The 12,362-nt window shown below is 69.9% G+C and carries 10 protein-coding genes; 3 read left to right on the forward strand and 7 right to left on the reverse strand.

Going from position 1 to position 12,362, the window contains the following annotated elements; genetic code table 11:
• Positions 1-50: 50 nt before the first annotated feature.
• Positions 51-3,566, reverse strand: coding sequence for an Rne/Rng family ribonuclease (locus E4A48_RS06170; protein ID WP_142742056.1), 3,516 nt, complete (start codon positions 3,564-3,566; stop codon positions 51-53).
• Positions 3,567-3,953: 387 nt separating this feature from the next.
• Between E4A48_RS06170 and E4A48_RS06175 the strand changes: the two genes are divergently transcribed.
• Positions 3,954-4,952: an RluA family pseudouridine synthase gene (locus tag E4A48_RS06175; protein ID WP_409976373.1), complete on the forward strand. Its 999-nt coding sequence runs from the start codon at positions 3,954-3,956 to the stop codon at positions 4,950-4,952.
• A 53-nt stretch (positions 4,953-5,005) separates the two neighbouring features.
• On the opposite strand, the gene E4A48_RS06180 is transcribed toward E4A48_RS06175, so the two are convergent.
• The 4 genes from E4A48_RS06180 to E4A48_RS06195 all read right to left on the reverse strand — a co-directional run bounded on the left by E4A48_RS06180 (position 5,006) and on the right by E4A48_RS06195 (position 8,687).
• Positions 5,006-6,826 carry a DUF3300 domain-containing protein gene (locus E4A48_RS06180; RefSeq protein WP_142742058.1) on the reverse strand — a complete coding sequence of 607 codons (1,821 nt, stop codon included), beginning with the start codon at positions 6,824-6,826 and terminating at the stop codon, positions 5,006-5,008.
• A 131-nt stretch (positions 6,827-6,957) separates the two neighbouring features.
• A complete protein-coding gene (gene zupT / locus E4A48_RS06185) occupies positions 6,958-7,779 on the reverse strand; it encodes a zinc transporter ZupT (protein ID WP_142742059.1) in 822 nt (273 codons plus the stop codon).
• Between the two features lie 117 nt (positions 7,780-7,896).
• On the reverse strand, positions 7,897-8,340 hold the full coding sequence (locus E4A48_RS06190) for an energy transducer TonB (protein ID WP_039010105.1): 444 nt from the start codon (positions 8,338-8,340) through the stop codon (positions 7,897-7,899).
• Between the two features lie 5 nt (positions 8,341-8,345).
• Entirely contained in the window at positions 8,346-8,687 is a 342-nt protein-coding gene (locus tag E4A48_RS06195) for a 4a-hydroxytetrahydrobiopterin dehydratase (protein ID WP_003468699.1), read from the reverse strand.
• 90 nt (positions 8,688-8,777) lie between these two features.
• On the opposite strand from E4A48_RS06195, the gene E4A48_RS06200 reads away from it, so the two are divergent.
• Positions 8,778-9,374, forward strand: a complete 597-nt coding sequence (locus E4A48_RS06200; protein ID WP_003468698.1) for an NfuA family Fe-S biogenesis protein — start codon at positions 8,778-8,780, stop codon at positions 9,372-9,374.
• Positions 9,375-9,390: 16 nt separating this feature from the next.
• Entirely contained in the window at positions 9,391-11,046 is a 1,656-nt protein-coding gene (locus tag E4A48_RS06205; RefSeq protein WP_142742060.1) for a hypothetical protein, read from the forward strand.
• 235 nt (positions 11,047-11,281) lie between these two features.
• On the opposite strand, the gene E4A48_RS06210 is transcribed toward E4A48_RS06205, so the two are convergent.
• Entirely contained in the window at positions 11,282-11,743 is a 462-nt protein-coding gene (locus E4A48_RS06210) for a c-type cytochrome (protein ID WP_039009756.1), read from the reverse strand.
• Positions 11,744-11,750: 7 nt separating this feature from the next.
• Entirely contained in the window at positions 11,751-12,122 is a 372-nt protein-coding gene (locus E4A48_RS06215) for a c-type cytochrome (protein ID WP_039009758.1), read from the reverse strand.
• Positions 12,123-12,362 lie beyond the last annotated feature (240 nt).

Here is a 12,362-nt window from a genome sequence, read left to right on the forward strand (position 1 = left end):
AAAGCGGCCCGAAGGCCGCTTTTTTTCTGTTGCGAAGAACGGCGGCCGGATCAGCTGGCACGTTCCTTGTGTTCCTTGTCGTCGTCGCTCTTGCCTTCGCCGGACTTTGCATGCGGCTGGTGCTGGGCGACAGCGATCGGCGCATCCGCCGGAGCTGCAGGCGGCGCATCGAACAGGCCGGTGCTGGCCGCCGCAGCGGTAGGTGCCGGTTCGGCAGTGCTGGCTTGGCTCCGCTCGATGTCGTCGTTCGACACCGGGGCGGCCGCGGCGACCGGCGCGTGCCGCTTCGGTTCGGTCGCGGCGACCGGCGCCTCGTGAAAGGCGTCCAGCAGCGTGGTCTGCACCGGCACGTAGGCCGGCGTGCTGGGCGCTGCTTCCTCCGCGATCGGTTGCGGCGTCGCAGCGGCTGCTTGCCGCGGCTCGGCAACCAGTTGGGACGGCGTTGCAGGTTCTTCGGCTGCTGCGGCCGGTGCCACTGCCGTTTCCGCCGCTGGTGTCGCTGCGGCGATCGGAGCAGGCCGTTCGATGATCGGCGTCGCGGTCGCTTGCGGCGCGGCCTCGATTGTCGCCGGCGCTGGCTCGGAAGGTGCCGATTCGACGACGAACGAAGGGGCATGTTCCGCTGCGGGCGCTGCCGCGACCTGTGCGGCATGTACATCGCTGGCCGGCGGCAAGGGCGCTGCCACTACCGGCGTCGCTGCTTGCGCAGGCGCTGCCGCGACAGGTGCCGATGCCGACTCGGCAACGGCAGGAGCCGTTGCGATCGCGGCCACAGCGGCTGCAGCAACCGGCGCAGCCTGGGTTGCGGTAGGGTCGGTTCCGGCGTCAGTGACTGACGGCGCAGCAGCGACAGGCGTCTGCTTGGCAGCCGCCCGCTCATGACGCGGCGTACGTGGCGGCCGCGGCTCGCGCTTCTCCTGCGGGGCACGCAGCGCTTGCTGCGGCTTGGTCTCAGTGGCTTCGGCGGGGGCGGCATCGTCGTCGAAATCGAACTCCGGCTGGCTGCGGCTCGGCGCCGGCGCGGTGTCGCCGTCGCTGTCGCTGTCGCCGGCATCCAGGTCGTTGTCGTCGAACGCTGCACCCTCGCTGCCGCTGCCCGCTTCGCCACTGCCGCGACGACGGCGACGGCCGCCACGACGGCCGCGACGGCGGCGGCCACCGGCCTCGCCATTGGCGTCGTCGCCATCGCCGTTCTCGCCAGCCGGGACGGCCTGCGCGGTTTCCGCTGCGCTCTCGCGTTCATCGACGCTCGGCTGCGCCAGGTTCGGCTGCGCTGCGGCCGCTGCCGGCGCGGCGCTGGTGGCCTCGCTGGCCGGTGCATCGCTGCTCAACGCGGCGGCACCACCGGCCACGGCAGCCGCCGCGATCGTGGTGGCATCCTGCACCGCGGCAGGTGCGGTGACCTGCTTGGCAGCGCTCTCGTCCTGACGCGGCTGGCGCTGCGGCTTGTCGCTCTGCAGGGCGGCCTGCGCCGGGTCCTGCTGCGGCCTGGGTTGGCGCGGCGGATTCTGCGGCTGCTGCTTCGGCGCCTTCGGCTGCTGCGGCGGGTTCTGCTGCGGCTTGGCCTGCTGCGGCGCCTGTTCGTTGCGCGGCGGCTTGGATGCGAGGTTCTGCTGGCTTCCCTGCGCGTTGCCGCCGCCGTTGCCCGGACGACGCTCGTCGCGGCGCACGTTGCCGCCGTTGCCGCGTGCGGCATTGCCGCCCTGGCCGCCGTTGCGGTTGCCGTCGCGTCGCGCGTTGCGGTCGCCGCGGTCGTTGCGGTTGCGGTTGCCGTCGTGGGCGCGCTGGCGCTGCGCCGGTTCGTTCGCGGTCGGCGCCGGGGCCGGGCTTTCACCGGCACCGAAGATCCGCTTCAGCCAGCCGACTACGCCGGTGGCGGGGGCCGCGACCGGGGCGGGGGCCGGCGCCTGGACCTGCACGGGCGCGGCGACCGCTTCGGGCGCCTCGACCACTTCGCGCACCGGGGCCGGCTGCGAGTGCTTCACGTTGGTCACCGCCGGCGCCGGGATATTCAGCTGCGCCTTGGTCAGCGCATGCACCGGCAGCTTGCGCGGGGTGTTGCGCTGGTAGCTGGGCTTGGCGCTTTCCTCGCCGAGCTCGTTCTCGCGCAGGCGGGTCACCTCGTAGTGCGGGGTGTGCAGCTGCTCGTCGGCGACGATGACGATCGGCGCGTCGTGGCGCTTTTCGATCTCGCTGAGCGCGCGGCGCTTCTCGTTGAGCAGGTAGTTGGCGATCTCCACCGGGGCCTGCACCAGCACCTGTCCGGTGTTCTCCTTCATCGCATGCTCTTCGGCGACGCGGATGATCGACAGCGACATCGACTCGACGCTGCGCATGCGGCCGTGGCCGTCGCAGCGCGGGCAGACGATCTGGCTGGACTCGCCCAGCGACGGACGCAGGCGCTGGCGGCTCATCTCGAGCAGGCCGAAGCGCGAGATGCGGCCGATCTGCACCCGCGCGCGGTCGTACTTGAGCGCGTTCTGCAGGCGGTTCTCGACCTCGCGCTGGTGCTTGTTGGAGGCCATGTCGATGAAGTCGATGACCACCAGACCGCCGAGGTCGCGCAGGCGCAGCTGGCGCGCCACTTCTTCGGCGGCCTCCAGGTTGGTCTGGAACGCGGTGTCCTCGATGTCGCTGCCCTTGGTCGCGCGCGAGGAGTTGACGTCGACCGCGGTCAGCGCTTCGGTCTGGTCGACCACGATCGAGCCGCCGGAGGGCAGGCGCACGCTGCGCTCGTAGGCCGCCTCGATCTGCGATTCGATCTGGAAGCGGTTGAACAGCGGGATGTCGTCGGTGTAGTGCTTGAGCTTGCGCAGGCTCTGCGGCATCACCTGCTGCATGAACTCCTGGGCATCGCCGTACATCTCGGGGGTGTCGACCAGGATCTCGCCGATGTCGGCGCGCAGGTAGTCGCGCAGGGCGCGGATGATCAGCCGCGATTCCTGGTAGATCAGGAACGGCGCCGGCTTGGCCAGCGCTGCCTCGGCGATCGACTTCCACACCTGCAGCAGGTAGTCCAGGTCCCACTGCAGCTCTTCGGCATCGCGGCCGACGCCGGCGGTGCGGATGATCACGCCCATGTCGTCGGGGATGTTCAGCTTGTCCAGCGCTTCCTTCAGCGCGGCGCGGTCCTCGCCCTCGATCCGGCGCGAGACGCCGCCGGCGCTGGGCGAGTTCGGCATCAGCACCATGTAGCGGCCGGCCAGCGAGATGAACGTGGTCAGCGCGGCGCCCTTGTTGCCGCGTTCTTCCTTGTCCACCTGGACCACCACTTCCTGACCCTCGCGCAGCAGTTCTCGGATCGTCGCCTTGTTGTGGTCGACGCCGGCCTGGAAGTAGTCGCGGGAGATTTCCTTCAGCGGCAGGAAGCCATGGCGCTCGCCGCCGTATTCGACGAAGGCCGCTTCGAGCGAGGGTTCGAGTCGCGTGATGCGGCCCTTGTAGATGTTGGACTTCTTCTGTTCCTTGGACGGCTGCTCGATGTCGATGTCGTACAGGGTCTGGCCGTCCACGATGGCCACACGCAGTTCTTCCGCCTGCGTGGCGTTGATCAGCATTCGCTTCATTGTTGCGTTCCTCGCGCTGCTACCGCGCGGAACGCCATGGGGTTTCGCTTCTGGTCACGCTTCGCCGCCCATCGCGCAGGCGCGGGGAGGGCAGCTTGGGTTTCCAGCGCTACGACACCACGGCGAGCCGCGGGAGCGCTTCTTTCTTTTAGGTGGTTCAGGACCGGCGGCGACTCCAGCCAGGCTGGGCGCCGCACGGGGCATGTTCAGCGCGGACGCTTGTGGCGTCCGGCGATGGCCGGGTAGGCCGGTGAGCCGCTAACATGGCCGCCCCGGGGGCGGTGGTCGCGCACTGTGCCGGAATCGTCGCAAGCCGGGCTTCTGGCCCTGCGCTAACTTCCAACGAAATCAAACCCTTATCTCGCCGCCCGAGTGTAACAGAATAAACTGCCTGATGACTTCCCCCCGATCCTTCCCAAGCCGCGCGACGTCGCGACCAGCGCGGTGCGCATTCTCAAGGTCCCGGAAGACAGGGCCGGACAGCGCGTGGATAATTTCCTGCTCGGCCAGCTCAAGGGCGCGCCGCGCAGCCTGATCTACAAGCTGATGCGCAGCGGCCAGGTCCGGGTCAACGGCGGCCGCACCAAGGCCGAGCGCAAGCTGGAGGCGGGTGACGAGGTGCGCATCCCGCCGGTGAAGCTGCACGAGGAGGGCGAGAAGGCCGCGCCGCCGGACGCATTCATGGCCCGGCTCGAGGCGGCGATCGTCTACGAGGACGCGCGCTTGCTGGCGCTGAACAAGCCGTCCGGGGTCGCCAGCCATGGCGGCAGCGGGATCAGCTTCGGCGCGATCGAGACCTTGCGCGCCTTGCGCCCGAACCAGACGCTGGAACTGGTGCACCGGCTCGATCGCGACACCTCCGGGCTGCTGATCGTGGCCAAGAAGCGCTCGGCGCTGACCGAGATGCAGGCGCTGATGCGTGAGGACGACCGGGTCGAGGGCCGCGGCATCAGCAAGCGCTACCTGACCCTGCTGGTCGGGCGCATGCCAGACGGGGTGATGAGCGTGGACGCGCCGTTGCACATCGGCCTGCGCCAGGGTGGCGAGCGTCACGTGCAGGTGAACGCGGGCGGCAAGGAATCGCTGAGCCACTTCCGGGTGCTGGAGCGGCGCGGCGGGCATTCCTATTGCGAGGTGCGAATCGAGACCGGCCGCACCCACCAGATCCGCGTGCATGCACAGCATTTAGGGCATGCGGTCGCCGGCGACGACAAGTACGGCGATGCGGCAGTGAACAAGCGCCTGCGCGAGCAGATCGGGCTCAAGCGCCTGTTCCTGCACGCCGCGTCTCTGGAATTCACCCTCGACGGTGGCAAGACCCCGTATCTGCTGAATGCGCCGCTGGCCGACGAACTGGCCGAGGCGCTGAGCCGCCTGGGCGGCTGAACCACGCGCGGCCGGGCGGCGCTGTCTCACGCCGCCCGGCCGGCTCGTGCCATCTACCCGTTATGCTTGTCGTGCTGGTGGTGCGACTCTGAGTGCGCTTGCGGCGGGCGCGGAGCAAGGCGTGGCTCGGCCGCGCGCATCGGCTGCTGCCGCGGCGGCGGCGCGATCCTGGCCATGCGTTGTTCCTGCATCGGCGGACGCTGCTGTTCCTGTCGCGGCATGGCCTGAACACGCTCAGGAAACTGCCGCATCGGCGCCTCCCGGTATGCGGGCGCCGGCCGCTGCAGGGCAGTGAAAGCGGCGACCTGGTGCGGTGCCTGCCGTGGCGGTTCGGACTGGGCGAATCGGGCCTGCTGCTGCGCGCGCGGATCCTCCCGATGCGATGCCGGCATGGACATCGCGTGCTGTGGCGCTGCATGCGCCATCCGCATGTTGCCCATCGGCATCGGTGCGTTGAAGTGTGGTGCCTGCGGCATGTCGCGCCGTTGCGCTGCGACGGCGTTGGCCATCGGTATAGCGTGGCGGTGATCGGTCGCGGACATCGGCATCGGCGCGTGCAGCGATTGCGCGAATGCCGGCTGTGCACGCGCATCGTGGGCAGCATCCCTTGCGTTCTGGCCGCCCAGCCCTGGCAGCGGCGCGCGCTGCGCGGCGTTCGCGACGACCGGGCGGCCCGGTTGCAGCATCCGCTCATTGAAATGCGGCGTGGACAGCTGCGCATAGTCGAGCGCGTGGCGTGGCGCCGCCGCCGGCGCGAACTGCGGCGCGGGTCCGCGCAGGTTCTTCGCCAGATGCGGCGCCAGCGCCGCGGCCGCCGCCGCCGCGGGCATCGCCGCCAGTGCCGCCTGCTGCGGGAAGCTGCGGTTGTCGTTGTGCACGAAGCGGCGCGCGTCGATCCGGTTGTTGCTGATGTTATTGGTGATGTTGTTGTTGATGATGGTGGTGCGCGGCGCGTAGACGCGGTTTTGGTAGACCACGTAGTGCGGCGCCGAGGGCGGGGCGTTCCAGTTCATGTCCCAGCTGTTCCAGCCCCACGGGTGCCAGGCCGGTTCCGGTTGCAGCCAGCCCAGCGGGCCATGATGTCGGTGCTCCAGCGCATCGCCGACCAGCACGCCGACGCCGAAGGAGACGATGCCGGCAGTGACCAGATCGCCTTCGCTGTAGTAGCGCGGGTGATAGCGGTACTCGCGGTAGACGTCGACCGGTGCGCCGTAGACCACGTCCGGATCGTAGCGCGGCAGATAGACCACATCCGGCTGCGCCGGTTCGATGACGATGGTCTGCCGCGGCGGCGGGATCCGCTCGTCTGCGTAGTCCGGTTCCACCACCGTGCGTTGCACCACCTGCACCCGTTGCTGCGGCGTGCTGCGCAGATGGCCCTGCGCCTGCGCACGCCCGCGCATGACCTGGATCGCGTCGAGCACTTCGTTGGGGTCGTGCGCATACGCATCGCCGAGCGCGCGGGTCCAGTCGCCGTTGCTGGCCAACTGGTCGATCACCTCGGGAAACGCGGTCAGCGCCTTGACGCTGGGATCCCATGGCTGCGCCGCGGCCGCCTTCAGGCGATCGGTCGCGGCCAGGCCGCTGTTGCTGCGCAGCCAGCCCTGGGCGTCGCCGACCTGGTCCGGATACACCGAGGCGGCCAGGGTCTGCGCAAGCAGCTTGTCGGGGAACAAGGCGATGGGTGCGACCAGCTTGTACAGCTGCTCGGCGCTGGGCGGCAAGTAGGGGGCGGGCGCGGGTGCGGCGGCGATCGCTGCGGCCGGGGCTGCTGCTGGTGCCGGTTGCTGCTGGCATGCGCTCAGCCCCAGCATGCTCGCGGCGGTGACCAGCGCCAGCGCCAACTTCGTGGATGGCAGGGAGCGGATATCCATGCGGCACCTTTGCGACTGGCGTTCGTGAAGTTGCGCGCAGGATGCTCTGTGTTGCATGTCTGCAAGCTTTCTGCGACGCGCCGCAACGCCGGTCGCGCCAGCGTCCGTTCAGACAGGCCGCCTTTGCCGGCTCAGGGCGTGGTGGACAGGCGAAACAGCACCAGGCTCAGCGCCAGCGTGGCCATGCCGGCGACCAGTCCGTACACGGTTTCGTGGCCCTTGGCATAGCGCTTGGCCGCCGGCAGCAGTTCGTCCAGCGCCAGGAACACCATCACCCCGGCGATGACGCCGAACACCGAGCCGAAGATCGCCTCGGACAGGAACCGCGACAGCGCCACGTAGCCGATGATCGCGCCGATCGGCTCGGCCAGCCCCGACAGCAGGCTGGCGGCGAAGGCGTAGGACTTGCGTCCGGTGGCGTAGTGCACCGGTACCGCGATGGCGATGCCTTCGGGAATGTTGTGCACGGCGATCGCGAACGCCAGCGGCATGCCCACGGTGGGGCTTTCCAGGGTGGCGAAGAAGGTCGCCAGGCCTTCCGGGAAATTGTGCGCGGTAATCGCCACCGCGGTCAGCAGGCCGACGCGCTTGACGTAGGCGCGGTTGTTGGCGCGGAACAGCGGGTCATGGGCGTTGAGGCTTTCGTGCGGATTGGGCACCAGCCGGTCGATCACCACGATCAGCGCCATGCCGGCCAGGAACGCCAGCGTGGCATAAGCGTAGCCCAGGCGCTGATCGAACGCGTGGCTGAAGGCGGCGACCGACTTGCCGAGGATCTCGGTCAGCGACACGTACACCATCGCACCGCCGGCGAAGGCCAGGCCGAAGGCGAGCAGGCGCGGGTTCGGCCCCTTGGTGAAAAGCACCAGCACACTGCCCAGGCCGGTGGCCAGACCGGCGGCCAGGGTCACCGCCAGGGCGACCCACACGTTGTGCGAGGGAATATCCAGCATGCGCCAGGCGGCTCCTGTGTCCAGAGGGCGATGAAAGCGGGCGCGAGGCTGGTGCAGTGTGAAGGCGACGCCGCGCCGCGGTCGGCGCCGCGCGCGGAAGCGGCCCGGGGGCCGCGCTCAGTTGGCGTGGTGCGCTTGCGCGTCGAGTGCGAAGCAGCGGTCCGGCCGCGGCTGCGGCGGGTTGAAGTTCACCGGCACCTGGATCGTGCGCGGCACCGCCTTGCCGTCGCGCGTGGCGGGGTTGAAGATCCACTCGCGTACGCGCTGCTGCGCCGACGCGTCGAGCTTGGGCTGGCCGCTGCTGCTGACCAGTTGCACGTCGGTGGGCTTGCCCTGCACGCCGACCAACACGCTCAGCACCGCCTTGCCACCGAGTCCGGCGCAGGCCAGTTCGATCGGGTAGTCCGGCGGCGGGGTCTGCACCGCGGCGACTTCGGTCGGCGCGGCGGCCACGCGCTGGATCTGCGCTTGTTCGGACTTGCCGCAGCCGCCGAGCAGCAGCATCGCGGCGAGCGGCAGGCAGGTGGCGGCGAGCATGGAACGGCGGGATGCGGCTGGCATGAGGGTCATTCCGGTAGGGCCGAGGCTTTGGCGGCGCAGATGAAGTCGTTTTCGCTGAGGCCGCCGACATCGTGGGTGGAATAGCGCACCACCACGCGGTCGTAGTGCACGCCCAGGTCGGGGTGATGGTCTTCGCGGTGCGCGATCCAGGCCAGCGCATTCACGAACGCCAGGCTGCGGTAGTAGTCGGGGAAGCGGAACGTGCGGCTGATCGCCATGCCGTTCTCGACCAGTTCCCAGCCGGGCACCTGCGGCAGCAGTTCGGCCAGGCGCGCCTGGGTGAGCTTGTATTCGCTGCCCTTGCAGGGCGCGCAATGGGCCTGTGCGAGCGGGATCAGGTCGTTCATGTCGGGGTCTCCGCGGCGTGGCGGCTGAACGTGCCGCCGATGGGGAAGGTTCGCGATGAGCCGGTCGCGTGGAAGCGCTAGAATAACCGCATGATCCAGATCTCCGACAATGCGCAGACCCATTTCCGCAAACTGCTCGAACGCGAGGCCGTGCCCGGCATGGGCGTGCGCCTGAGCGCGGTCGATCCCGGCACCGCACGCGCCGACGCGCGGCTGGAGTTCGCTGAACCGGCCGACCTGGCCGGCGACGAATGGGCGATCGACTGCGCCGGCTTCACGTTGTATGTGGCCGCCGACAGCGTCGGCTGGCTGGACGGCGCCGAGATCGACTACGTTACCCAGGGCACCGGCCAGCAGTTGACGATCAAGGCGCCGAAGATCAAGGGCGAGGCGCCGGGCGAGGCCGCCTCCCTGGTCGAACGCGTGCGCTGGGTGGTCGAGAACGAGGTCAACCCGCAGCTGGCCCAGCATGGCGGCCGCGTGGCGGTGCAGGAAGTGTCGGCCGAGGGCGTGGTGCTGCTGCGCTTCGGCGGCGGCTGCCACGGCTGCGGCATGGCCGACGTGACCCTGAAGCAGGGCATCGAGAAGACGTTGATGGGGCGCGTGCCGGGCATCACCGCCGTGCGCGACGCCACCGACCACGACAGCGGCAGCGCCCCGTATATCCCGCGCGACTCCGCGGCCTGATTCCTTCGCCACGCCGGTGACGCGCGCCGCCGACATCCTCGACGCGTTGTTGGCGCGCTCGCCACGCAAGCTGCTACGCGATCGCCGCAGCGGCCTGCCGTACGGCTGGGCGCACTGGATCTCCTCGCAGCCGGCCGTGCCGCGCCCGTTCGTCTGCTCCGAGTTGCTTGCGGCGCTGCCGCAGCCGCTGCCGGCAGCGACGTCGCTGCTGCCTGCACTGAGCCCGTGGCAGGCATTCCGCCGGCTGTGGTGGCAGGACTGGGATCCGGCACCGTACGACCAGCGCTGGTGGCGGCGGATCGCGGCGCTGGTCAGCCTGGCCTTGCATCTGCTGTTCGCGCTGTTTCTACTGTGGGTTGCCTTCGTGCGTTGGTTGCCGCCGCGTCCGGACGCGGGCGAGGCCGGGCGCGTGCAGGTGGAATTCGTCGGTCGCGGCACCCCCGCCGACACCGGTGGCGGCGCGGCGGCGCAAGATGCCGCGGCCGCTGCCGCTGCCGCTGCGGCAAGTGCGCCGCGGGCCGTGGCGACGCCTGCTGCCTCCGCCACACCGGCCGCAAGCACCACGCAGGCCGTGACCAGCCCACCGCCTGCGCCGCCGGATCAACCGCTGCAGGTCACCGAGACTGCGCAGCCGAGCAGCGATTTCGTGCTGCCGCCGCCCAGCGTGCGTGAACCGACTCTGCGCGAGATCGCACCGCCGAGCGTGCAGGTGCCGGAGCGCGAAGTCGACGTGGTCACCGAGATTCCGACGGTGGCGCAGATCCGTCCGCACGAAGTGCCGGTGCCGCGCGCGCCCGAGCCGCAACTGCAGGTGCGCGAGCGCGAAGTGCCGGCGCCGTTGCCGCAGGTGCCGATGCCGCAGATTCGCACGCGCGACCCGGCACCGACGCTGCGTACGCCGGAGGCGCCGCCGGTGCGACAGATCGAATTGCCGACGCCCGCCACAACGGCAACGCCGACGCCGACGCCGGCAGCAGCTGCTGTGCAGCCTGAGGCGACGGTCAGTCCGCCGACGGCCAGCGCGGCCTCGGCGCAGACGCCGGCCCAGGCCAGCACCACGGCGCAGGGCAAGGCCGAGACGCGAACGCCGACCGGCAACGGCGCCGCGCCGCCCGGTAGCCAGGCATCCGCACCGGGCAGCGGTCCTGCGGCGGTCGCGCACGACGGCGGCTGGGCGACGCCGCAGCGCGGCGACGACTGGGGCGCATCGGCGCGCAACCGCGCCGGCGACGCCGGAGCCGGCGCCAGCCAGCGCAATGGCATGTTCAACGCTGATGGCAGCGTGCGCGTGCCCGGTGGCGAAGGGCAGGGCAAGGCGCCGCCGCGCGGCGCGCCGGGAAGCGAGACCGACAGCTGGTCGCGCGACCAGATCGCCAATGCCGGGCAGTGGCTCAAGCGTCCGCCCTACGACTACACGCCGACCTCGTTCGACAAGTACTGGTTGCCGAACGCGACGCTGCTGGAAGAGTGGGTGCGGCGCGGCATCAAGAGCGTCAACATCCCGATTCCCGGCACCACCAGCAGCATTTCCTGCGTGGTCTCGATCCTGCAGCTGGGCGGCGGCTGCGGCATCACCGATCCGAATTTCAACGACCAGCCCGCCAGCGCGCGGCCGCCGCCGGCGGTACCATTCAAGCCGGGCCTGCAGGACGACAACGGCAGCGTGAAGTAGGTAGCGGCAGCGCGCGCATCTGCACGGTGGAGTCGACAGCGATCCGCCAATATGCAGACGCCTGGATCCTGTAGAAGCGGCTTCAGCCGCGACAGGCGTTACCGATAGATTCTGTCGCGGCTGAAGCCGCTCCTAAAGGACTCGCGGCCGAGGCGTTGCGTGCACTGCCCGGCACCTGGCGCCGGCTACGCCACGTCTGCCGCACGCACTGCCGGCAAGACGCCGGCGCGCGCGGTCACTTCATGCCGTGCAGGTCGCGCAGCTGGGTGGCGCGCGAGCCGAAGTATGCGGCCAGGTCGGCGACGTCCTGATCGCTGAGCGGCGCCGCCTGCGGGGTCATCAGCGGGTGCTGGCGATCGCCGGCACGGTATGCCTGCAAGGCATGCGCGACATAGTCGCCGTACTGGCCGCCGAGCTTGGGATAGCTCGGGTCGATCGGCGCGTTGCCGTCGGCGCCGTGGCAGTCGATGCAGCTCTGCCCGGTAGCCTTGCCCTTGGCGTGGGCCAGTTTCTCGCCGGCGGTGACGCGTCCGCCGGGCAGGCCGGCGGACGAGCCGGAACCGTGCTCGCCGCTGGCGTGGCCGGGGTCGGCGGCGGACTGGCTGGTGGATTCCACCTGCGATTGCGAACACGCCCCCAGGCACAGGGCAGCAAGCAGGACGACGGCGGGACGCAATGCGTGCGCGGCTTTCGGCATGGGCGGGCTACTTGAGGGTGGTCAGGTAAGCGGCGATGTCGGCGATATCCTGGTCGGAGAAGCTCTCCGCCTGGGCCTGCATGGTCGGATGCTTGCGTTTGCCGAGCCGGTATTCGCTCAATGCCTGAGTCAGGTACTGCGCCGACTGGCCGCCGATCTTGGGGACGCGGTAGCTGGGATAAGCGTTCTTGTAGCCGGTCACGCCATGACAGCCCTGGCAGGTATAGGTGAGCAGCCTGCCGTTGTCGGCATTGCCGGCGACGGCCGCGGATGCTGCGGCCGTGGCGGGCGCCGGCGCGGTCTGCGCCGCGGCCGGGGCGACCACGAGAGAAACGAGTACGGCCAAAGCAAAACAAGCGGCTAGCGGCTGCGTGCGCATGGTTTCGTGGTCCGGAGGACGGGACTGGGCGTTCCGGCGTGGGGGAACACGGAACGACCCGAGTATAGCCTGGCCTTTCGCGGCTCCGAAACATGCCTTGTCAATCCTCCACGCTGCACCATGCGGCGGGTCCATGACCTTTGGCTCATTCACCTGGGTTTCATCATGCGATCTACTTATCTACAACACCATTCACGCCATCCACCAGGGACACGACGATGACGCGATATTCCACGCGCC

Origin of the sequence: Xanthomonas translucens pv. cerealis (assembly GCF_006838285.1) — a bacterium.
Classification (GTDB): Bacteria; Pseudomonadota; Gammaproteobacteria; order Xanthomonadales; family Xanthomonadaceae; genus Xanthomonas_A; species Xanthomonas_A cerealis.

Bases quoted from the DNA above. Each gene is read 5' to 3' on its own strand.
- E4A48_RS06195 (WP_003468699.1), bottom strand. From the start codon at position 8,687: ATGAACGACCTGATCCCGCTCGCACAGGCCCATTGCGCGCCCTGCAAG.
- E4A48_RS06210 (WP_039009756.1), bottom strand. From the start codon at position 11,743: ATGCCGAAAGCCGCGCACGCATTGCGTCCCGCCGTCGTCCTGCTTGCT.
- zupT (WP_142742059.1), bottom strand. From the start codon at position 7,779: ATGCTGGATATTCCCTCGCACAACGTGTGGGTCGCCCTGGCGGTGACC.
- E4A48_RS06170 (WP_142742056.1), bottom strand. From the start codon at position 3,566: ATGAAGCGAATGCTGATCAACGCCACGCAGGCGGAAGAACTGCGTGTG.
- E4A48_RS06215 (WP_039009758.1), bottom strand. From the start codon at position 12,122: ATGCGCACGCAGCCGCTAGCCGCTTGTTTTGCTTTGGCCGTACTCGTT.
- E4A48_RS06180 (WP_142742058.1), bottom strand. From the start codon at position 6,826: ATGGATATCCGCTCCCTGCCATCCACGAAGTTGGCGCTGGCGCTGGTC.
- E4A48_RS06190 (WP_039010105.1), bottom strand. From the start codon at position 8,340: ATGCCAGCCGCATCCCGCCGTTCCATGCTCGCCGCCACCTGCCTGCCG.
- E4A48_RS06200 (WP_003468698.1), top strand. From the start codon at position 8,778: ATGATCCAGATCTCCGACAATGCGCAGACCCATTTCCGCAAACTGCTC.